21 protein-coding genes are annotated in these 22,369 nt (G+C 50.8%); 11 read left to right on the forward strand and 10 right to left on the reverse strand.

From position 1 onward, the window contains the following. Positions 1-21: 21 nt before the first annotated feature. Entirely contained in the window at positions 22-1,131 is a 1,110-nt protein-coding gene (locus D1627_RS12530) for a hypothetical protein (RefSeq protein ID WP_119432615.1), read from the reverse strand. Between the two features lie 33 nt (positions 1,132-1,164). Between D1627_RS12530 and D1627_RS12535 the strand changes: the two genes are divergently transcribed. From D1627_RS12535 to recO, 4 genes are all read left to right on the forward strand, one after another. Next, entirely contained in the window at positions 1,165-1,491 is a 327-nt protein-coding gene (locus D1627_RS12535; protein WP_119432616.1) for a 2Fe-2S iron-sulfur cluster-binding protein, read from the forward strand. A 176-nt stretch (positions 1,492-1,667) separates the two neighbouring features. After that, positions 1,668-2,264, forward strand: coding sequence for a thymidine kinase (locus D1627_RS12540; RefSeq protein WP_119432617.1), 597 nt, complete (start codon positions 1,668-1,670; stop codon positions 2,262-2,264). Between the two features lie 21 nt (positions 2,265-2,285). Next, positions 2,286-4,622 (forward strand): type IX secretion system anionic LPS delivery protein PorZ, encoded by a 2,337-nt coding sequence (gene porZ, locus D1627_RS12545; RefSeq protein ID WP_119432618.1) that lies wholly within the window; start codon positions 2,286-2,288, stop codon positions 4,620-4,622. After that, positions 4,623-5,336: a DNA repair protein RecO gene (recO, locus tag D1627_RS12550; RefSeq protein WP_119432619.1), complete on the forward strand. Its 714-nt coding sequence runs from the start codon at positions 4,623-4,625 to the stop codon at positions 5,334-5,336. It begins immediately after the preceding gene. A gap of 78 nt (positions 5,337-5,414) precedes the next feature. Here recO and D1627_RS12555 read toward each other — a convergent pair whose 3' ends face one another. The 3 genes from D1627_RS12555 to D1627_RS12565 are packed head-to-tail and all read right to left on the reverse strand — an operon-like array spanning position 5,415 to position 7,944. Further along, positions 5,415-5,921 (reverse strand): FKBP-type peptidyl-prolyl cis-trans isomerase, encoded by a 507-nt coding sequence (locus D1627_RS12555; RefSeq protein WP_119432620.1) that lies wholly within the window; start codon positions 5,919-5,921, stop codon positions 5,415-5,417. Between the two features lie 11 nt (positions 5,922-5,932). Continuing rightward, positions 5,933-6,898, reverse strand: coding sequence for an FKBP-type peptidyl-prolyl cis-trans isomerase (locus tag D1627_RS12560; protein WP_119432621.1), 966 nt, complete (start codon positions 6,896-6,898; stop codon positions 5,933-5,935). Between the two features lie 23 nt (positions 6,899-6,921). Next, positions 6,922-7,944 (reverse strand): DHH family phosphoesterase, encoded by a 1,023-nt coding sequence (locus tag D1627_RS12565; RefSeq protein WP_119432622.1) that lies wholly within the window; start codon positions 7,942-7,944, stop codon positions 6,922-6,924. A 220-nt stretch (positions 7,945-8,164) separates the two neighbouring features. On the opposite strand from D1627_RS12565, the gene D1627_RS12570 reads away from it, so the two are divergent. Continuing rightward, on the forward strand, positions 8,165-8,584 hold the full coding sequence (locus D1627_RS12570; protein WP_119432623.1) for a nucleoside-diphosphate kinase: 420 nt from the start codon (positions 8,165-8,167) through the stop codon (positions 8,582-8,584). Positions 8,585-9,098: 514 nt separating this feature from the next. Here D1627_RS12570 and D1627_RS12575 read toward each other — a convergent pair. Continuing rightward, positions 9,099-9,458, reverse strand: coding sequence for a LysM peptidoglycan-binding domain-containing protein (locus D1627_RS12575; RefSeq protein ID WP_119432624.1), 360 nt, complete (start codon positions 9,456-9,458; stop codon positions 9,099-9,101). Positions 9,459-9,632: 174 nt separating this feature from the next. On the opposite strand from D1627_RS12575, the gene D1627_RS12580 reads away from it, so the two are divergent. Further along, a complete protein-coding gene (locus D1627_RS12580; RefSeq protein WP_119432625.1) occupies positions 9,633-10,043 on the forward strand; it encodes a hypothetical protein in 411 nt (136 codons plus the stop codon). A 76-nt stretch (positions 10,044-10,119) separates the two neighbouring features. Here the strand turns inward: D1627_RS12580 and D1627_RS12585 are convergent, their stop codons facing one another. From D1627_RS12585 to dxs, 3 genes are all read right to left on the reverse strand, one after another. Then, positions 10,120-11,295, reverse strand: coding sequence for an MFS transporter (locus D1627_RS12585; RefSeq protein ID WP_119432626.1), 1,176 nt, complete (start codon positions 11,293-11,295; stop codon positions 10,120-10,122). Positions 11,296-11,423: 128 nt separating this feature from the next. Further along, entirely contained in the window at positions 11,424-12,197 is a 774-nt protein-coding gene (locus D1627_RS12590; RefSeq protein WP_119432627.1) for an alpha/beta fold hydrolase, read from the reverse strand. Positions 12,198-12,440: 243 nt separating this feature from the next. Then, positions 12,441-14,357, reverse strand: a complete 1,917-nt coding sequence (gene dxs / locus D1627_RS12595) for a 1-deoxy-D-xylulose-5-phosphate synthase (protein ID WP_119433016.1) — start codon at positions 14,355-14,357, stop codon at positions 12,441-12,443. Between the two features lie 368 nt (positions 14,358-14,725). On the opposite strand from dxs, the gene D1627_RS12600 reads away from it, so the two are divergent. The 4 genes from D1627_RS12600 (at position 14,726) to D1627_RS12615 (ending at position 17,942) form a co-directional block, all read left to right on the forward strand. Beyond that, positions 14,726-15,499, forward strand: coding sequence for a segregation and condensation protein A (locus D1627_RS12600; protein ID WP_199688433.1), 774 nt, complete (start codon positions 14,726-14,728; stop codon positions 15,497-15,499). Between the two features lie 135 nt (positions 15,500-15,634). Continuing rightward, entirely contained in the window at positions 15,635-16,711 is a 1,077-nt protein-coding gene (locus tag D1627_RS12605) for a lysylphosphatidylglycerol synthase transmembrane domain-containing protein (protein WP_119432629.1), read from the forward strand. A gap of 79 nt (positions 16,712-16,790) precedes the next feature. Continuing rightward, positions 16,791-17,303 (forward strand): hypothetical protein, encoded by a 513-nt coding sequence (locus D1627_RS12610; protein ID WP_119432630.1) that lies wholly within the window; start codon positions 16,791-16,793, stop codon positions 17,301-17,303. Between the two features lie 228 nt (positions 17,304-17,531). Continuing rightward, entirely contained in the window at positions 17,532-17,942 is a 411-nt protein-coding gene (locus D1627_RS12615) for a hypothetical protein (RefSeq protein ID WP_147383294.1), read from the forward strand. A gap of 73 nt (positions 17,943-18,015) precedes the next feature. Here the strand turns inward: D1627_RS12615 and D1627_RS12620 are convergent, their stop codons facing one another. Both D1627_RS12620 and D1627_RS12625 read right to left on the reverse strand, forming a co-directional pair. Beyond that, positions 18,016-18,303: a GIY-YIG nuclease family protein gene (locus D1627_RS12620; RefSeq protein ID WP_119432632.1), complete on the reverse strand. Its 288-nt coding sequence runs from the start codon at positions 18,301-18,303 to the stop codon at positions 18,016-18,018. A gap of 160 nt (positions 18,304-18,463) precedes the next feature. After that, on the reverse strand, positions 18,464-19,453 hold the full coding sequence (locus D1627_RS12625; RefSeq protein ID WP_119432633.1) for an aspartate-semialdehyde dehydrogenase: 990 nt from the start codon (positions 19,451-19,453) through the stop codon (positions 18,464-18,466). Between the two features lie 309 nt (positions 19,454-19,762). On the opposite strand from D1627_RS12625, the gene D1627_RS12630 reads away from it, so the two are divergent. Beyond that, positions 19,763-22,348 (forward strand): lamin tail domain-containing protein, encoded by a 2,586-nt coding sequence (locus D1627_RS12630; protein WP_119432634.1) that lies wholly within the window; start codon positions 19,763-19,765, stop codon positions 22,346-22,348. The last annotated feature ends 21 nt before the right edge of the window (positions 22,349-22,369 follow it).

Below are 22,369 nucleotides of genomic sequence, written 5' to 3' on the forward strand. Positions count from 1 at the left end.
TGAGAGGGTGAATATAAAAGTTTAGGCAAACTTGCGCTCTACCAGGCGGAGCAGCTTGTTTACATGGTCCTGCTTTTTGCTCCAGTCATACTTTGGGGTCAGCGTGTGCGATATAAACTGCTTGGCCGACTGCGCATCCGTGAACCCATCCAGTGTTTGGATAGTCTGGTAATAGGTCAGGTTGTCGCCATCAAATAGCTCGTTAATAAAGCTGAAACGCTGGTTTATAGAAATGGAGTTTTTAAGCGAATCTATTTTGCGGTTGCTGTGCGCGTCTGCAACAGATGAGGAAGCCGCCTTCCGGAAATTGTCGTTAAGGGTAGGGCGCACATGGCCGCCGGTTTCCTCGGCTTCATCCTCCTCTTCATCCTGTTTAAACATAACTGCTGGGCGTACCGTAGGGGCAGAGGCTTCACGTTGGGCCGCATGCATGGGCGCCACAATATCTTTCTCCTGTATGGGTGCCGCAGGCGTGGCCTTAGGCAGCGGAATGGCTGCGGTTGGCGGTGCTTGGCCAGTTGCTTCCTGCTCCGAAATCGGCAGCAAGGCATTGAACTGCGCCACCAGGTCGCTGAGTGGCGTGCGTTGCTGCTGGTTAGCGTTTGCGTACAGCTTAAAGCGGCTCAGGATATACTCACGGTCGCGGGAGCTAGGTGAAAGGGTATCTATAAAACCGGCAAAAAGCGGCTTGTCGATATCAATATACTTTAAGTTCTCTTGCAGCTTAGGCAAGGTAATCTCTTCCTGAATGCGCAGGAATTTCTCCTCGAACGTGGTGGCCGGGGCCAGCGCCACCAAAAATGTGTCATAAATAGCTTTCTGCAGCAGCGGTTCAAAAGCATTACGCTTCATCAGAATCTTACGCGAAAGCACGTTCATAAAATTAACCAAGGCCTCTTTCACCTCCTCATGCTCATAGTCGAAGTATGGGCTGCGCAGGTTGGCCATTTCGTGGTGCCACTTTAAGAGTAATTCTTTTATCACGAACAGATTTACCTGTTTCACAGCCGTAAAGCTGATAAGCTGAGGGCCGTTCAGGGTGTCGTGAGAGGCAAAGTGGCGGTCGCACAGCAGATTTGCCAGCTGTTTGCTGTACCGTTCCAGGTGTAATTGATTATATTTGTCTTCCATTGATGTCGCTTTCTCCTGTAAAGTTATAAAAATATGCCAAAGTTGACGGTGCAAAACCTATCGGGCCTTGAAGTAAAGGTTGCCGAAGGGCAGACGTTGCTCGAAGCCCTGCTGCAGGGCCAGGGCACCGACTGGATGCATGCCTGCGGAGGCAAAGGCCGCTGCACTACCTGCCGCATAGTTGTGTTGCAAGGTATGGAACACACTGCGCCGCTTACGGCAGCCGAGCTGCGCTACCGCGAAAAGGGCCGCCTACAGGATAACGAAAGATTGACCTGCCAATGTACTTTGCCCAGTGGCGAAGTTACAGGAAAAGTGCCAGAACAAACCAAACTGCCGCACATGAGCTATAGTAGTTAGAGAGGTAGAGATTTTGGGAGGTTAGGTAGTTAGAAGGTTAGAAAGGTGGGAAGTTAGAAGGTTGTTAACCTAGCCATTAACAATTTAGCCATTCAGCAATCCAACAATTAACAATCAACAACAGTTACCCTGCTGCGGCATAGTCACGAATTACCACATTAGCACATATAGTATAAATGTTTATTGAACCACGCGTAGGCAACGACAACCACGCTACCCGAAGAGGTTGGATTGAGGTGATCTGCGGATCCATGTTTTCAGGCAAAACCGAGGAGCTGATCCGAAGGCTAAACCGCGCCAAGATCGCCAAGCAGAAGATCGAAATTTTTAAACCTACCGTAGATAAACGCTACCACGACGAGGATGTGGTATCGCATAACGCCAACGCCATTCGCTCTACGCCCATAGGCTTTGCACAGGATATGCTGCTTTTGGGTGGCAGCTGCGATGTAGTGGGTATAGACGAGGCGCAGTTTTTTGACGAGGGCCTGGCCGAAGTATGCGTAAAACTGGCCAACAGCGGCGTGCGCGTTATTGCGGCTGGCCTGGATATGGATTACCTGGGCAAGCCTTTCGGGCCTATGCCGGCGCTGATGTCGGTGGCCGAGTACGTTACCAAGGTGCATGCCGTGTGCGTGCAGTGCGGGGATATTGCCAATTACTCGTTTAGAAACGCCGCCGACGAAAAGCAGGTGCTGCTGGGCGAGTCGGATTCTTACGAAGCCCGCTGCCGCCACTGCTTTATAGAGGGCCTCAAGGGCAAAAAGAGCTAACCATATTTTAAAGCCATTGCCGTGAAAGCCAAACATGCCATCCAGATACAAGCGCTGAAATACCTGCCATACTTACTCCTGGCCTGGATGCTTTGCGGTAATTTTGCGGCGGTGCAGGCGCAGAGCCAGGTTCCGATAGGAGGGTGGCAGGTGCACGTGCCTTACCAACGCGGCAAAGCCGTGGCCCTGGCCGGAGACCTGGTGTATGTGGCTGCCGAGCAAGGCTTGTTCTACTACGACAAAGAGTTTAACACCACCGAGGCCCTAACCAAAGTAGACGGCCTGAGCGAGCAACAGATCAGCGACATCGCTTACGATGAAACTACCCGCACACTCGTAATTGCCTACCAAAGCACCAAGGTAGACCTGCTCCGCGATAATAAGGTATACAGCATCACAGACATCTTCCGGAAAAGCATCCCCGGCGAAAAAAAGATCAACAGCCTATACATCCATAACAAGCTTGCTTACTTGTCGTGCAGCTTTGGCATAGTGGTGCTGGACCTGCAAAAGCGCGAGGTAAAGGACACTTACAGTAACCTTGGCCCCAACGGCGAGGCCATCAGCGCAACGGCCACTGCCATACTTCAAGGCAAGGTTTACGCTGCTACAAACTATGGCATACTTTCGGCGCCGGTAAGCGGGGCCAACCTGCAGGATTTCCAGAGCTGGAGCAACCAGAGCAAAGGCTTGCCTGGCACGACAGAAATTAGCGGGCTGGCCGTTTTTCAGGAGCAGCTGTATTGCAGCACGCCAAATGCCGTTTATACTTTACAAAATGGCAAATGGCAGAACACGCTACTTGCCTCCGGGAGCGTTGTGCAAAGCATTCATGCCACGCCTGCAGCCCTAAGCATTACCACCACTACCGGCCTAACAGTGCTGGACGCCAAAGGCCAGAAACATACAGTTGCGCACCCGCTGCTGGCCCAGCCCCGCAAAGCTGCCGCCGAAACCGATGGCTCCCTGTGGGTTGCCGACAATAGCAAAGGGTTGGTAAAAGCCAGCTTTCTTTCTGGGCAGGCTACGGCGCACGCCCCGAATGGCCCATATGCCAGCAACAGTTTCGGGGTTTATACTTACGGGGGTGCTGTGTACGTTTTGAGCGGCGGCTACAACGAGAGCTATCTGCAAAGCGGCATCACGGATGGTTTCTACAAGTATGAAAACGGCACCTGGCAAAACTTTAACCGGGAGCTCAATCCTGCTTCGGCTGTTGGCGGAGCTCAAGATCTGGTTAGCGCCGTTTATAACCCGGTTACTAAAAAGCTATACTTCGGCAGCTACCACACCGGCCTGATAGAGTGGGAAAGCCCTGAGCAGGGCAAAGTATACAATGGCCTGAACAGCCCGCTGCTGAGCGCCGCAGGGCCCAGCACGCAAACAGACTATGTGCGCGTAACGGACGTGGATGTTGATGCGGAGGGCAATGTATGGGCCGTAAACCGAAACCAGCAAACCGCTGCGCCCGGCCTGTTTAAACTGCAGCCAGACGGCACCTGGCAATCTTATACCTTACCAAACCTGGTTGATGGCAGCAACCTAACATATATCGTTATTGATGATTTTGGGCAGAAGTGGCTCTCCATTGCCAGGCGGCGTAACAGCCGTAGTGGTGTGGTGGTTTACGATGATGTGCAGAACAGGCTCCGTATTTTATCCACAGGAGACAGGAACGGCGGCCTGCCCGATGGCATGGTTTATAGTATGGCCAAAGATCTGAATGGCGACATCTGGGTTGGCACGGCAAGCGGTGTGGGCGTATATTACAACCCGGCTTTTGCCTTTGATTCCAACCCTTATGATGCCCGCATTCCTATTATTGATGGCCGGCCTTTACTGGCAGGGCAAACCGTGCGGAGCATTGCCGTGGATGGAGCCAACCGCAAATGGATGGGTACTGACAACGGCCTGTGGCTTTTCGGGCCAGATGGCGATAAACTGATACATCACTTTACCGCACAGAACAGCCCGTTGCCTTCCGATAAAGTATACGCTGTAGGCGTAGAGCATCAATCAGGGGAGGTTTTTGTGGCAACCGAAGCTGGTGTAGCCTCCTTCCGCTCCGATGCCACCCGCACCGAGGGCAAACCAGCCTGTGCCATGGTATTCCCGAACCCTGTGCAACGTGATTTTACAGGCCAAGTAGGCATTTCCGGCTTACCTAACCATGCAAATGTGCGCATCACCGATGTAGCGGGCAACCTGGTTTACAAGGCGAAAGCCACCGGGGGCACCCTGGCCTGGAACGCCCGCGACTACAACGGAAACCGCGTAAAAGCCGGTGTGTACCTGGTGCTAAGCGCCAGTGAGGACGGCAATCAAACCTGCATCACTAAAATAGCCGTACTGGAGTAAATGCTAGTCAAGACAAAAGGCATCGTGCTCAACTATATCAGGTATAGGGAGTCCTCGATCATCACCAGGATTTATACCGAGGCGCTGGGTGTGCAGTCGTACATTGTAAACGGTGTGCGCAAAAAAGGTACTGGCTCGCGCATTGCGCTTTTTCAGTCTTTTACCCTGCTGGATATGGTAGTTTATACTTCGCCGCGCGGCGGGCTAACACGTATTTCAGAGTATAAATCGGCCTACCCTTTTTCCACTATTCCTTTTGATATCCGCAAAAGCAGCATCCTGTTGTTCCTGTCAGAACTTGTATCGCGCACGGTGAAGGAGGAGGAGGAGAACCAGCCGCTGTTTTACTTCCTGTTTAACGCGGTGGTTACGTTTGATGAGATGGACCGTGGGTTTGAGAATTTCCATCTGGTGTTCTTGCTGCAACTTAGCTTTCATTTGGGTTTCGGGCCTAGCTCCGGGGCAGAGATTGTGGAGCAGGTGGCCTTCTCGCATAACGTGCAGGCAGCCACTGCGGCACCGCCTGTACTCGCCCTGCAAGCCCACGAGGCATACTTCGACCAGTTGCTGCAGGAGCCTGACCACGCCACTATACCTAACGGGAAAGTGCGCCGCGAGCTGCTCGATATCGTGATCCGGTATTACCAGCTGCACGTGGATAAACTGGGCGAGATAAAGTCGTTGGCTATACTTTCTGAAGTGCTGGCCGAGTAGCGAAACGTAAAAACCAAGTATAAAAAAAGGCCGCCGGAAGTATGATCCGGCGGCCTTTTTTGTGGTAAAAGTAAGGTCTTACTTGATTTCCAGCACTTCTATCTCGAAAACCAATGGAGAGTTAGCCGGGATAGTAATAGAATTGCTGCTGCCATACCCCAGATGAGAAGGTATAAACAGTCGGGCTTTTTCGCCTTCACGCATGAGTTGCAATCCTTCATCCCAGCCTCTTATCACGTTTCCAACGCCTATCTGAAACTCAAAAGGTTCGTTGCGGTCGTAGCTCGAGTCGAATTTGGTGCCGTTTAACAGTGTGCCAGTATAGTGCACCGAAACTCTGTCTCCGCGATATACCTGATCGCCGGTGCCGTCTTCCAGTTTCTGATAGTATAAGCCGCTGCTCGTCTTGGTTACCGTATTAACATCAATGTTATTTGCTTGGAAGTACTGCTGTATTTGCGCGTCGTCTTTTGCACGCTGGTCAACGTCATCGTCTTTGCAGGCAGCAAAAGTAACCACTACAAACAACAGCAGAAGCGCCTGTAGCAGGCGGCTTCCTTTGTTATTTATGCTGTTATAAAACATAGTTGCTTATGTTATTTTTGTTTGGCAACGTTCATCAACTCAATGTCGAAGCGCAGGATAGAGTTAGCCGGCATGTCCGGGCCACGCTCTTGGTCGCCGTAGGCAAGTGGAGAAGGAACCAATAGGGTAGCCTTGCTGCCTTCCTTCAGTTGCTGAATGGCATCATCCCAACCCTTAATAACCTGGCCCTGGCCAAGCGTAAACTTGAACGGCTCGTTGTTGTTCATCGGGTTGTTGCGCGATGACTCCAGTTCCTTGCCATCCAGGTGCGTTAAAGTATAGTGTACCGTCACCTCGTCGCCGGCGCTGGCTTGTGGGCCTTTGCCTGCCTGCGTTACCACGTAATATACGCCAGACTCGGTTTTCTGAGCGTTAGCGAGGCTTTTTTCTTTGATGTACTGCTGAATTTTATCGTCGTCCACTTTCAGTTGCTTCTCTGCGCGAACCTGCGCCTGCTTCATCTGCTCTTCAAACATCTTCTGCTGGTCTACCATCGCCTGCTCCTTCGACTGGATTTTGTCAGCCTTGATGAAGAACGTAAGCTGTGAGCCCGGCTTAATGAATGGAGGCATTGGCTGGCCGAAAGTCTTAGCAAACAAAGAGTCAGCACTTACCTTAAACACGCCGCTATCGCCCGGAGATAACATCATCAGAGCCTGCTCCAGGCTGCCTTTAAACGATGGTTCCATTACCGGGATCATGATAGGCATACCTTGCGTGCGCGAATCGAACAGCAGGGAGTCTTCCGCATTTTTATAAGACATGTGCATAGTTACCACCTGTCCAATTTTAGCGCCTGTAGAGTCTTCCGGGGCTACTTTGCCTCTGTTTTCATACTCGCCGTTTTCTTTCTGCTCGAAGATTTTATAAGTCAGGCCATCAGCCGTAGTATAAAACTCGTCATTGTTTTTGTTGCAAGCCTGCAACGACAACACACCTGCCAGCACTGGCAGTAAGAATTTAGATTTAGATAGCATTTAGTATAGGTTGATATAAGTTTTTACTTGTTTGTGGCTTGCTGCAACTGCTCTTTGTAAAGCGGCAGCAAGCTTTCGAATTTCGCCACGGTGTTCTCTAGCGAGTCCATGGACATGCCGCCGGCAGCGTTTTTGTGGCCACCCCCGTTAAAGTGGTTGCGCGCAAACTCGTTGGCCGAGAAATCGCCAACAGACCGGAAAGACATCTTAACAGCCTGCGTACGATCGATGATGAGGGCTGCAAAAACGATGCCTTCAATAGACAGGGCATAGTTTACAAGTCCTTCGGTATCACCGGTTTTAGAATCGTAGGCTTTTAGCTCTTCTGCCGTGATAGCGATATATGCTGTATTGTACTCGCGCAGCACCACCAGTTTATCCTTCAGGGCATAACCCAAAAAGCGCAGGCGCAGTTCCGAAGAGCTATCGTAGATCAGGCGGTGGATGTCAGAGGTTTTTACCCCGATATGCAGGAGGTCTGCAATTATGAGGTGCACGTTCTGGGAAGTGCTAGGGTGTCGGAACGAACCTGTGTCCGTCATGATGCCGGCATAGAGGCACTCGCCAATGCCCGCGTCGATCAGGTCGCCGTCGCCCATGGCCTTAATCAGGTCATACACGATTTCGGCGGTAGCGGCGGCACTAGTGTTGGCGTAGTCCAGGTCGGCAAAATCCTCGGGCTGTAGGTGGTGGTCTACCAGTACCTTGGTACCTTCGGCCTCCCGGATGTACTCACCGATTTCGTTGATGCGCGACAGGTTGTTAAAATCCAGGCAAAAAATAACCTGTGCCTCGTTGATGATACGACGCACCAAAGCATCGTTTTTAGAGGAGTAAACAATCACATCGTCGTTGCCTTCCATCCAGTTCAGGAACGAAGGGTAATCAGACGGGGTGACTACGGTGACGCGGTGGCCTTTCTTTTTTAGGTAGCCAGCCAAGCCAAGCGAAGAGCCCAACGCATCGGCGTCCGGTTTATGGTGTGTGGTGATCATCACCTCTTTAGGCTCTTTTAGGAGCTCTTGTAGCGCAATAATGTCGTGCATGCTGTAAATATAAATCCTCTGATTAATAAGGATATAAGGCGCGAATTTCTGAATAAAATAAGTCTAAAGCAACACCAAGGCGCTTTTGCCGGCCCCCTGCACCCGCCAGGTAAATCAGGTACTTAACTAAAGTATGCCTTAAAAGTATGCTATATTAGCCGAAATGCGCTATTTTTGCGAGCTAAATTAGAAGTTATAAACAATAAAGTAAAAAGACAACATGGCCGGTAACACTACATTCACCATGATTAAGCCTGATGCGGTAGCAGAAAACCACATTGGCGGCATTACCCAGATGATCGAGGAAGGTGGCTTCCGCATTGTGGCGATGAAAAAGACAAGACTGTCTGAAGAGCGCGCAGGTAAGTTTTACGAGGTGCACAAGGAGCGTCCGTTCTACGGAGACCTGGTAAAATACATGTCTTCTGGCCCTATCGTGGCGATGATCCTGGAGAAAGACAACGCTGTAGAGGATTTCCGTAAGCTGATCGGCGCTACTAACCCGGCTGATGCTGCAGAAGGTACTATCCGTAAGAAATTCGCAAAGTCTATCGAGGCAAACGCTGTTCACGGTTCTGACTCTGACGAAAACGCACAGATCGAAGGCGACTTCTTCTTCGCTGCTGACGAGCGTTTCTAAGCAAAAGTATACTTATTGATTGAGAGCCCGCCAGGTGTAATGCCTGGTGGGCTTTTTTGTTTATCAGAACCAGGATTTATTAAATTAGGTTGGATGTACAGGATTTTCTGCGATACCAATCACCCCACCCCTTCGAAGGGGGACTGTGCGGAAAGCAGCTGCTATCGAACCTGATCCCAGTCTTTCCGTGGGGGTAGGGGCCCTCGAAAAAGAGCGCCTTGTATTGATGCGGTGCCCGAAGGGCAGGCTGTAGCGAAGCTAAAGAGGGCCCCTACCCCCGGCAGCTTCAATACACAGCGCAATGCGGGAGGACGAGCCCTCCCGGGCTAGAGGGCACCAAAGCCAGAAATGAAACAAGCCGTTTATAAAACTGAGGATGAACGGTGGCCGGTAATGATAGCCTGTACAAAGTAATAAGCAGCAGCTATAGAAGTATAAACAACAGCAAATATAAAAACAAACAGCCAACCTCAAAAGGAGGCTGGCTGTTCTACCTTAACTCAAACAGTTATTTTTAATCTCTCGGTATCACAAAACGCTGGCCTGGGCGGATAAGGTCCGGGTTGTCGCCTATTTCGGATTTGTTTGCCTGATAGATCTTGGTCCAGTCGTTGGCGTTGCCGTAATGCTTCTTGGCTATTTTGGAAAGCGAGTCGCCGCTCTGCACAGTATACACGTCCTGGTTAGGGCCAGCCGAAGTCCTGTTCACGTCGCCTGGGCTATTAAAACCCTGACCGGGCGTGCGCGAGGTAACATCAGTCCCTTTGCTAACAGGCTGTGTGCCCTTCGGCGTCTGCACGTTTTTAGATGATACATTGCTGGCTGGTTTAGCCGGCTCTTCCTTGCCCTTCTTAAAAAAATCTAACAGTCCCATATTCTAGTGTTTTTAAGTCTGATTTGGTTTTACTTAGAGCAGCACAGACAGTATAAAATGCGGCTGCATCCTTATAAGATACGCTGGCAGAATCACTTAGTTGTTATGAGCCGATTGCAACGAGATGCAGGGGCAGGACGTAAACCTAGGCTCAGTATAACCAAACCGAAAACAATGAAAAAGACACATAAAGCTGTGGCACCGCTATTTGCCGTGTTACTTACTATATTTTTTACTAGCTGCGGCGGCGAAGAAGAAGTGGGCTCAGAAAATATGATCTCTGGGGCCGATAACAAAACCTGGGTGGTAGACGAAGAGAAGGATGCTTCAGGGCAGGAGCAGGACCTAACAGACACCGAGGAAGCGCAAAATATGCAGTTTTATGCCGATGGACGCTTCGCAATGGGTGGTAACGGCATGTTGCAAACAGGTACCTGGTCTTTCGATCAGACTGCCAAGCGCATCACCCTGCAGTTTGAGGATGAAGATGTAACTCAAACCTTTGAGGTGCTAAAGCTAGACGACGACGAAATGGACCTGAAAGCCCCAGACGGAACTACCCTGGAACTGGAGGTAAAGGAGTAACTATTCTATACTTTTAAAGTATAAACTAATGGTTTCGATGGTGGCGGCAACTTGTATAAGGCAGGTTGCCGCCACTTTATTTTTGCAACAACTTGCCCATACTCAATAAGCCCATAACCGGGCCGAAAACCAGAAGTATGAAAACAGCCGGAACAGGCAGTGAAGTGAGCAGGTAGCCTGTTAACTGTATGCTGATAATGGTAATGGCAAAGCCGATAGAGGTAACCACCGTAAGGGCGGTACCGACCAACTGCGGCGGTGCCGTACGCGCCGTCAGCGCTGAAAACTGTGGCGAATCTCCGGCCACCACTACACCCCAAAATAAAAGAAAAGGCAGGAGCAGAGAAGGCTCCTGTAAAATCCAGACACTAAGTATACAGCAAAGCCCTGAGAGCAACAGCTGCACAAAGGCTACCCGGGCACTGCCCCAACGCTGCGAAGCATAGCCGCCACTAACACACCCAATAGCGCCAGCTGCAATCACCTTAAAGCTACCAATTGATAGCTGCCCCTGCTGCCACTCCGGGTAAGCGTAAGCAAGTATAAATGGCACGAAGGCCCACAGCGTATACAATTCCCACATATGCCCAAAGTACCCGAAAGCCGCCGCCCTGAACTCCCGTACCCTAAATACCTGCAGCATGTTGCTTACCTTAAAGCCTGCTCCCTTTGCTAAGTATGGGCCGTCCGGAACGAGCAGGTACATGAGCAAGCCGCCTGCAGCCGAAAGCGTACTTATAGCCAGTAGCATACTTTGCCAGGGCAGCGCTGCACCCAAGCCGCGTAGCAAATGCGGAAAAGCTGTACCTAATACCAAAGCCCCCACCAAATACCCGATAGCCTTGCCCAGGTTGCCGCTATACCAACTGGCCGCTATCTTCATGCCTACCGGGTAAATTCCTGCCAGCAAAAAACCTGTAAGGCCACGCAAAAGCAACACACCGGCTATACTTGTGGCAGATACCAGAATCAGGGCATTGGCAAGGGCACCTAGCAGCGCGCACAGCAAAAAAAGAAGCCGTGGCGATACCCTATCGGCTAGCGAGAAAAAGGCAAAACAGAGCGTGCCAAGTATAAACCCGAACTGCACTGCTGAAGTAAGCAAGCCAAGCGCGCCCTGCTGCAAACCCAGCGATGCCTGCAGCTCCGGCAGCACGGCATTGCCGGCAAACCAAAGCGAGGTGCCCGCAAACTGCGAGAACACAATGGTTGGCAAGATGCGCGCAGGCGCAAGTACGGCTGTCTGTGTCATAAGCGGGGAGGTCTAGGATCAGGCGTTAAAGTTACATTCCTTTTGCGTATCTGGAAGTGTAAGGTGAGCCTATGCATGCCGTATTGAAAGTATAACTTTCTAACCTCCAAACTTTTTAACCTTCTAACTTACCCAAAGATCGTTTCGGCAAATTTCTCGATGGCTTTGCGGGTTTCGTAGGTGCGCTCGAACATGCCCATGTGGCCGGTTTTCTCCAGGAAGTATACCATGCTGTTGCCGGGTAGGTGGCATTGCTCCAACGCTTTTTCAAGTGGCACGGCACCGTCATCTTTCCCGAAAATGAACAGCACCGGGAACTTGGCTTTGCGCAGCACATCAGTACGGTCGGGGCGGTCGCGCATGGCGGCCAGGGCACCGGTTACGCTTTCCTGCGGAGTGGCGCGGCCAATCTCTTTCATGAGCTCAATTTCCTGCTTCAGCCAGTCGCGGTTTTCTTTGTAGAAAAGCGGCTCTACAAACGGGTTTATAAAATTGATGACGCCGTGGCGCTCCACGTAATCGATACTTTTGCTTCGGTTTTCCCTCTTCTCGTCGGTATCGGGCAGGGCAGAGGAGTGGAACAGGCAAAGGCCTTGCAGCATACTTCCATACTTTGCGGAAAAGGCCATACTTACATAGCCGCCCATGGAGTGGCCCACTAAAATGCACCGGTGCACACGCAGCTCCTCCAGCTTGTGTTTCACGTAATCAGCCATGCTTTCTATGCTGTAGTTGCTGATGCCTTCGATGTTCTCGCCGAAGCCCGGCAAATCCAGGGCAATAATGCGAAATTTCTGTTGCAGTGGCTTAGTAAACTCTGCCCATACGTGCTTGCTCTCGCAGAAGCCATGCAGGAAAACCAATGTGTCGCCGGAGCCGTGGTCGGAGTAAGTGTTTTGCATATGTCTGAATCAGGATTTGTTGCTGCGTTACGCATATCTGCAGGGATAGGTCGTGGCCTGCCCAATTGTGCGCTTGCAACCTGTGCTGTTGTAAATTTATACTTTGAACGAGTTACTGCAAAGTATAGCTGCCTGCACAAACGTAATCCTGTCAATTTTAAAATCCTGATTCAGACAAAAAACAAAAGGCCCCGCAAGTTTAATATCTGCGGGGCCTCTTTCTAATATCTAGCGTCTAATAAATTATACTTTCACAGTTGCGCCAACCAGTTCGCGCACGGCGTTTTCGATATCCTGCGGAGCGAAGCCTGCCTCGTGCTGCAGCTGCAGCTGGGAGCCGTGCTCAAAAATTGCATCCGGAATACCAAGGCGCTTCACCTGAGCCGTATAGCCGTTATCGACCATAAACTCCAGCACTGCGCTTCCGAAACCGCCCTGCAGGCAGCCATCTTCCACGGTAATCACTTTATCATACTTCGCAAAGATGTGGTGCAGCAACTCGGCATCCAGTGGCTTGGCGTAACGCATATCGTAATGGCCAGGCGTAATACCATCCTGCTCTAGCTTCTGGCAGATATCTACTGCGTAGTTGCCCACATGGCCGAAGGTAAGTATGGCAAGCTCTTCGCCTTCTTGTATGGTGCGGCCTTTGCCTACCTGCTGAAGCTCCAGGGGCGTGCGCCACTGCGGCATAACGCCCTCTCCGCGCGGGTAGCGTATCGTAAACGGACCCATATCCTCCTGCGAGGCGGTATACATCATGTTGCGCAGCTCCTGCTCATCCATAGGGGCGGCTACCACCATGTTCGGGATGCAACGCATGTAAGCAATATCGTAAGCGCCGTGGTGGGTTGGGCCATCGGCCCCGGCAAAACCGGCTCTATCCAGGCAGAAAACCACGTTCAGGTTTTGGAGGCATACATCGTGCAGCACCTGGTCGTAGGCGCGCTGCATAAACGTGCTGTAAATGTTGCAGAAAGGCACCAAGCCCTGCGTGGCCAAACCAGCTGAGAACGTAACGGCATGCTGTTCGGCAATGCCCACGTCAAAGGCGCGGTCGGGCATGGCTTTCATCATGATGTTGAGCGAGCAGCCGGAAGGCATGGCAGGCGTTACGCCCATGATCTTCGGGTTTTGCTCGGCCAGCTCCACAATAGTATGGCCAAACACATCCTGGTACTTTGGTGGCTGCGGCTTGTCCGGAACAGTTTTGTAGATCTCGCCGGTAATTTTATCGAACAGGCCTGGCGCGTGCCATTTGGTCTGGTCTTTCTCGGCGAGGGCAAAGCCTTTGCCTTTGGTGGTTAGGCAGTGCAGAATCTTCGGACCCGGAATATGCTTCAGGTCTTCCATCACCGAAACCAGGTGGTTTACATCGTGGCCATCTATCGGGCCGAAGTAGCGGAAGTTAAGGCCCTCAAACAGGTTGCTCTGCTTCAGGATGGCTGCTTTTACGCCACCCTCAATTTTGGAAACAATGGTGCGGGCATCCGGGCCAAACTTACTAATCTTGCCAAGTATCTTCCAAACCTCATCGCGCATCTTGTTATAGGTGCGGGAGGTGGTGATGTCTGTTAAATATTCTTTGAGCGCGCCCACATTCGGGTCGATGCTCATGCAGTTGTCGTTGAGGACTACGAGCAGATTGGCATTGGCTACGCCACCGTGGTTCAGGGCCTCGAAGGCCATACCGCCGGTCATGGCGCCGTCACCGATCACGGCAATGTGCTGGCGCTGCTCCTCGCCTTTATACTTAGAGGCAACCGCCATACCCAGCGCCGCCGAAATAGAGGTACTGGAGTGGCCTACGCCAAAGGTATCGTACTCGCTTTCCTTGCGTTTCGGGAACCCGGAGATACCGCCATACTTGCGGTTGGTATGAAACACATCGCGGCGGCCCGTCAGTATTTTGTGGCCGTAAGCCTGGTGGCCCACATCCCACACCAACTGGTCGTAAGGCGTGTTAAACACATAATGTAGCGCTGTAGTAAGCTCCACCACGCCGAGGCTTGCGCCAAAATGGCCGCCGTGAATCGAAACAACATCGATGATATACTGCCTGAGTTCCTGGCTCACTTGCAGCAATTGCTCCGGTTTTAACTGGCGCAGGTCGGCAGGCGAGTTGATGGAGGCAAGCAGCTCTCCGGGTTTGATAATCATAGAATTGTCTTTATAGACCTCTAACAAAAAAATCTGGCTAAAGTTTGCAAAGGGCACTATTCGAGCCAAATCGTAAAGTTAATAAATTATGCAACACAAGCAGCCACTTTAACCAGCGAAGCCATGGCAGAATCTTGTGCCTATAGTATATGAAAAAATATATATAACCCGTTCGTTGTCTGCTAAGGCCTTAATCGGCGGAGCCCCGGCAGGTGTGTTCAGGGTTATACCTGTCTCTTTAAAAATGGTTATGAACTATGGCGGCCGTGGTTTAGGTTGATGCAGTAGGGCGGGCATGTTTCAATCCGCTGAAATTGTTTATTTTTGCCACCTGCGCAGCTACACGCGCCTAAAAATGAGTTGATAAGGTGAGTTTCGAGATAAGATTACCATTGTTTGAGGGTCCGTTTGACCTGTTGCTTTTCTTTATTGAGCGCGATGAGCTTGACATACACGACATTCCGATCTTCCAGATTACGAACGAGTTTGTGGGCTACCTACAGGAGCTGGAGCAGCTGAACATAGAGGTGGCCAGCGATTTTATACTTACCGCCGCCACCCTGATGCGCATAAAGGCGAAAATGCTGCTGCCCCGTGTGGAGAAAGACGAGGACGGCAACGAAATTGACCCGCGCGAGGAGCTGGTGCAGCACCTGCTGGAGTATAAAAAGTATAAAAGCGCTGTGCCCGACCTATCAGAGATGGAGGATCAGCGCATGGCCCAGGAGAGCCGGGGTAACATACATCACGAGCTGCAGCAGATAGCCAATGCCAACCACTTCGAGTATGAGCTGCAGGACCTAAGCCTGTACAAAATTATGCGGGTGTTTGAAAAGGTGATGGCGCGCTACACAGAAGAGCAGAACCGCCCAAAGCATACCGTTATACAATACGCTTATACTATAGATGAGCAGCGAGATATTATCCTGAGCATGGTGCAGCAGCGTAACCGGCTGGCGTTCTCCAAACTGATAGAGGAGTTCCCGGACAAGATCGGCATGATCTTCAACTTCTTGGCTATCCTGGATATGCTGCAGCTTAACCTGATAGGCGTAGAGGTAGGCGATGGCTTTAATGATTTCATTATTACGGAGGCTGAAGGGCAAGCTGCCCAGGTAACGCAACTGCTGGTTCAGGAGTAGGCAGTACGGGATATGAGTGCAATTTTTTTCAACGTTTAGGCTTAGTTCCCGAATAGTAATAGCTTTACGCGTCTGCCGCAAGAGGGCTGAGGAGCCATAGCAGAAGGAGGAGCAGACAAACCGTGACCACCTTACATGGATCAGAACAAGAAAACTATACTTAAAAGCTTTAGCCCCATAAAAGTGCTGATACCAGTACTGTTGGGCTTGGGCGCCACCGCCTGGATTTTTATTAAGGATGACAGGGTAAACGAGCTGAAAGGAATTGCCCAGGCCAATGTATGGTGGCTGATGGCTGCGCTGGTCGTGCTGGTTATCCGGGATGCAGGTTACATGTACCGTATCCGGTCGCTTACCGATAAATACCTGACTTGGCGTAACTCCGTGGATGTGATTATGCTTTGGGAGTTTGCCTCGGCCATTACGCCTTCCGTGGTGGGAGGCACCACCATAGCCACCATCATACTTAACAAAGAGGGTATTCCGTTGGGCAAGTCACTGGCTTACGTTATGCTGACGGCCGTGCTGGACAACATGTTCTTTATTGTGGCCGCACCCATTGCCCTGCTGCTAACGCAAGGGCAGGTATTCCCGACCTTTAACCTGGACCCGGCCGACATGGCCAAGCTGCAATCTGCTTTTTACATTAGCTATGGGCTAATTGCCGTGTATACCTTCGTGATGATTTATGCGCTGTTTGTACGCCCCCGTGCATTTAAATGGCTCTTGTTAAAGGCTACTTCACTTGGTTTTCTGCGCAAGTGGCGTGTACAGGCGTTCCAGCATGGCAACGAGATTATCTGGGCATCGGAGCAGTTAAAAGGCAAAGACTTTAATTACTGGGCCCGCGCCATCATCTCTACCGTGTTTGTGTGGAGCGCACGCTATTTTCTGCTAAACTGCCTTATTGCTGCCTTCGTGGAAGTAGGTTTTGCGGAACATCTGCTCATCCTGTCGCGGAACCTCATTTTCTGGATCGTGATGCTGATTGCCATTACACCGGGCGGTGCGGGAATTGTAGAAATGGCTTTCCCGAGTTTCTTTGGCTTGTTTTTGGGGCCGTTCAGCGGCATTGTGGTGGTGCTGTACCGATTGATCACATACTACCCATACCTGATACTAGGCTCCATTTTCCTGCCGCGCTGGATTGCCAAAGTTTTTGGCCGGCAACACAAAGAACAGGAAGAGCTGGCTTCCAGGTATAAAAACTAAAACCAAAGTATGGCTGGCGTTTAGGGTTATTAGTTATCACCAGAAAGTATACCTTACACCAAGTATATAAAACACCTCGATGAAACATTACATTTGGCCTATAGTAGCCCTGCTGTGGCTTGCAAGCTGCTCGGGCAGCAACAGCAACCTGAACGAAAAACTCATGAAAGTCGTGACCGAAGGCGAGCCCGGAGCAGAAGGATATAAAACGATACAGATGGCGGATCTTACCGATTTCGATTGGGATACGATGTACTACTTCCAGCCCAACGAGGACAGCGAGGCCATTAGCGAGACGCTCGGTTTTAAGTGGGAAGGCTCTGTAGTGCCCGATAACCACCGCCGTCTGCTGTTTGTGAAAGGCCAGGAAGTTGTGTCGTATGTAGACTATTTCTATACCGATTTCCCGTTATTCGTTTACGGTTGCGAAAGCGATAAATGGGTATACCCTAAGAGCCGTACCAACTTTGCCAGCTTTAAGTATTGCGATGGCGAAACCGAAATCTACACATTTATACCTGTAGCCTGCATCGAGAACTTCAGGGAGCTGATGGATAGCAAGTGCCCTGAGAAAAAGGACAACCCAGTTTAAAATGACAGCCGGTTTATAGCCGGCTTTTTTGTTTTAACGTGGTTGCCATGCATGTATAATTCTGGCGTAAGCGTCCATTTATACTGTGCCGGTATAAATTTTCAGAAGACGTAAAGTGCAAACTGAAAGCTTGGCCCAAGTGTAGCCACAAGTTGAAAGCTTGCGTCAGGTGTGCAATGAGTAAAAACTCCGAAGCTATTTTGTTACTTTTGGGCTATGGCGAAAGCGGTGATTATATTATTTGTAGTAAGTGGGGTGCTGTATTTTCTGTTTTATCCTTTCCTGAAAAACAGGGTAAACCGAAAAAAGACACTTCGTTGGTTTCTGATAGTATATGGCGCGGCCCTTTTGTTTTCCACCATCAGCTATTACTTCTCGGAGGAAAAGCCACCAGAGTCTTTCTTGCAGGGCGTGGAACTTGTTAAGCAGCAGCCTCAGCTCACTTCTAAAATAGGCCAGTTTAAGCAGGTGGTATACAACAACGAAGATCTCCCTAGACCAAGCGATAATCCTGCTATCCTAAAGTTTACGCTGCAGGGCACCAGCGGCGCAGTGCAGGTGGAGGCCAAAGTAGCAAAAGGCAGCCGTGGTGGCTGGTACCTCACAGAAACTGCTGAAGTCAGCCCATTATATAATTAGCACCTGCTATAGGTTTTCTCTTGCAGATGGATACTGGTCAAGCCCTGATCCTTCAGATAGCGGCATAGGTAAGCTATACTTTATTTTTAAACTTTGGCCAATTATTGTACCCAATCTTAGGGTCATTAGAATTGTATTTCCTGATGAGCTCAACTTCTAATCTGCTAACTTCTGAATCCGAAGCGACTTCAGATTCCCAAATAATTTGTTTTCTGATAGTGAAGTCACGCAACTGCTCATAAGTAAAGTCTAGCTCTATGATTTTACTATTTGCACTTCCAAAGTAATTCAAGGTATTAGTGAGGTCTTTCCCAATGTAAATTTTACCATTCGGATGCGTGATCTTATAGATAACTTTCATTCTACGTATTTATTGAAGTATAGCGTCCTAACCCTAATTTCCCGCCAATAAAAAAACGGGGACTGAAAAAGTCCCCATCAGTAGCCTTTAGGCTAGAAAGCCAAGAAGAGTATTTTATAATAGTCTAGCGTCTAATAGCTAGCATCTAGCATCTGAAAAACTACACCAGGCTGTGCTTCACTAGGTACTCGGCAATTTGCACGGCATTGGTAGCGGCTCCTTTGCGCAGGTTATCTGCCACAATCCACATGTTCAGGGTGCGCGGTTGAGTTTCGTCTAAACGTATGCGGCCAACCAAAACTTCGTCCTTGCCGTGAGCATCCTTCGGCATCGGGTATTGCAGGTTCTTCACGTCATCAACCACTAGCACGCCTTCCGTCTGGTTAAGGATACGGTATACTTCGTCCAGGGTAAAGTCTTTCTCAAACTCCACGTTCACCGACTCCGAGTGGCCGCCCATCACCGGTATGCGCACCGCTGTGGCTGTTACCCGGATAGAGTCGTCGCCCATGATCTTCTTGGTTTCCAGGATCATCTTCATCTCCTCTTTAGTGTAGCCATTGTCCTGGAACACATCGATGTGCGGCAGCACGTTCAGGTCGATCGGGTAAGGGTAAGCCATGTCGCCCTCCTTGCCGGAACGCTCGTTCATAAGTTGGTCCACAGCATTTTTACCTGTACCCGTTACCGATTGGTAGGTGCTCACCACAATGCGCTTCATCTGTAATTCTTCGTGCAGCTTGTTCAGGGCCACCACCATTTGAATGGTAGAGCAGTTCGGGTTGGCAATAATCTTGTCCTCCTTCGTCAGTTCTTTCGCGTTAATCTCGGGCACCACCAGCTTTTTGCTAGGGTCCATGCGCCAGGCTGAGGAGTTGTCTATCACCACCGTGCCTACTTCGGCAAACTTGGGCGCCCATTCCGTAGAGGTGCTGCCGCCCGCCGAGAAGATCGCAATTTGCGGGGCAGCCGCAATCGCGTCCTGCATCCCGATAACCTTTATCTGTTTACCCTTAAACGCCATCTGTTTACCAACAGACCGCTCTGAAGCAACCAACAATAGTTCTGTCACCGGGAAGTCGCGCTCCGCCAGCACTTTCAAAATCTCGCCGCCTACCAATCCGGTGGCGCCTACAACTGCTACTTTCATTTAAGGGTTTATTTTAATTGTTTAATGGCTGATTGTTAGCTTCTTATTTGCCGGCTCTAGTTTAGGATATGTACAGGGTTCACTCATTCGCCCAATCATCCATTCACTCGCCCCAAGTGCTTAACCAACCACACCAGCTATCGTAAAAGTTCTATATTTAGTACAAAGGTTGCCAAAAAGTGGGGCGTGTCCCTTTCGCTGGCGCGAGCAGGGCCGGGCTTTCGCCTGTACTCCTCGCTGCGCTGCGGGGTGCCGGCTCTATCCCTCACGCAACTGCAAATTACGTAAGTTTTACACATAATCCAGCCTATGAAACAAACTTTACTCGCTATGCTGCTGCTACTTCCGTGGTGGGCGCACGGCCAGTTGCAGGAGCGGTTCACCGACGGCAACTTCACCCAAAACCCCGTCTGGTCCGGCGATGCGGCTTCGTTTACCGTAAATACCCAGCAGCAATTGCAAAGCAACGGCCCGGCTGTAACTGGCACCACCTTGCAATTGGTAACGCCCTCGCAGGCAGCATTAGGCACCGTCTGGGAGTTCTGGGCAAACCTGAAACTGGCCACCTCTGCCAGCAACTATGCCGATGTATACCTCATTTCCACCTCCGAAGACCTTAAAAGTATAAACAACAGCGGTTACTTTGTGCGCATCGGCAACACCGCCGACGAGGTAAGCCTCTACCGCAAAGACCCCGGAAAAAGCGGAACCATACTCATCAACGGACAAGACAAAACTGTGGCAACCAGCAACAACCTGGTGCGCGTGCGGGTAAGCCGAAGTATGAGCCATGAGTGGCAATTAAGCATAGACGTAAGCGGTACAGGGCAGAGTTACGCAAGCCAGGGTACCGCCACTGATGCCACCTTTACCCACTCGGCATACTTTGGGGTGCTGCTGAAGTATAGCTCAGCCAACAGCCAAAAGTTCTACTTCGATGATTTCCTGATCACGGACACGGCGCCGCCCGTGCTTACCGCATTGCAAACCATAAACCCTCAAGAATTAACCTTAGAGTTTAACGAGCCGCTTAGCCCAGTGCAGGCACAGAATCTGGTCACGTACACCTTAAATCAAAGTATAAAACCCATACTTGCCGAGTTAGTAGCACCCGAAAAAGTGCGCCTGGTGTTTGCGCAGAGCTTCCGTAGCGGCAACAACTCCCTAAGTATAAACAACCTGCCCGACCTCTACGGTAACAGCCAGCCAATCCCCATCGTGCGCGAGTTCAGCTTCACACCGCCTGCCGTGCTGCCCGGCTACAACGAGCTGCTTATCACCGAGATCATGGCCGACGAAACACCAATCGTTGGCTTGCCGGCCCAGGAGTATATCGAGCTCTACAATGCCACCACCGATAAGGTGCTTACGTTGCAGGGCATCCGCTACTCTGATGCCACTTCCACGGCCATGCTCCCGAATGCGGAGCTGCTTCCCGGTGAGTATGCCGTGGTGGTGCCCAATACGCAAGTGGCCAATTTTACGCAGTACGGCAAGGTGATCGGGATCAGTAATTTCCCGAGCCTGAACAACAGCGGGGAGCTTTTGCAGCTGCGCCAACCCAATGGCCGCCTGATCTATGCGGTTAACTACACAGATGCCTGGTACAAAAACAGCAGCAAAAGAGATGGTGGCTGGAGCCTGGAGATGATCGATGTGAATAACCCCTGCGGCGGTATGGAAAACTGGACAGCCGCTACAGATCCACGCGGCGGAACGCCTGCCCAAGCCAATTCAGTAGCTGCCCAGAACCCTGACAACACGCCACCCATACTTACCAGCGCTGTAGCCTTGGCTACAGATAGAATCCAGTTGCTTTTTAACGAGAAGCTAGACAGTGCGCAGGCGGCAAGTATACTCAACTACAGCATCAGCCCAAGTATACCTGTTGCCAATGTGCAAGTTACAGGGCCGCTGTTTACAGAAGTTATACTTAGGTTAGGCGCACCATTGCAAGAGCAGCAGCAGTATACGCTTACAGCCCAGAATATCAGTGATTGCGCCGGTAATTTACTAAATCAACCAGTAGCGGCTACGTTTGCTTTGCCCTCGGCTCCAGAACCCGGCGATGTGGTTATCAATGAGATTTTATTCAACCCACGCACGGGCGGCTCCGATTTTGTGGAGCTAGTAAACCGCAGTCGCAAGTATATAAACCTTCAAAACTGGCAACTGGCCAACACCAGCGGCGATACCACCAGCAACCAAAGAGTTATTACAACAGGGAACTACGTGCTGGCACCGGGGCAATACATCGTGCTCACCGCCAACCCCGATAACATCAAGAGCAACTACCCGGCAGCCTGGCAAGAAACCTTTCTCCGGATGAGCAGCCTGCCCAGTTACCCCGACGATGCCGGCACCGTAGTAGTGCTGCAACCCGATGGCCGCACCGCTGATCGTTTCAGCTATACCGATGATATGCACTTTGCCTTGCTGGATGATGTAAATGGCGTGTCGTTGGAGCGGCTGCGGCTGGAGGGGCCTAGTATAGCCAGCAACTTCCACTCGGCGGCAAGTACAGTATTTGCCACGCCCGGCTACAAAAACTCGCAGGCACAGGAGCAGGTTGAGGCAGCACAAGTATTTACAGTAGCACCGCAGGTTTTCTCACCGGATGGCGACGGCTTCGAGGATTTTACAACTATAAATTATAGCACGCAGCAATCGGGGCTAGTAGCAAACATTACTATTTTTGATGACCGAGGCCGCGAAATCAGGAAACTGGTCCGGAATGAGTTATTAGCGGCAAATGGCTTTTTTCAGTGGGACGGCCTGCGCCAGGATGGCACCAAGGCTAACTGGGGCTACTATCTGCTATACATCGAGCTGTTTGGACTGAATGGCGAAAAGCACACATACCGCGAAAAAGTAGTGGTAGCTGCCCGGAACTAGCACCTTAACTCATACTTTGGC

The sequence above is a fragment of the Pontibacter oryzae genome, assembly GCF_003576375.1.
GTDB lineage: Bacteria > Bacteroidota > Bacteroidia > Cytophagales > Hymenobacteraceae > Pontibacter > Pontibacter oryzae.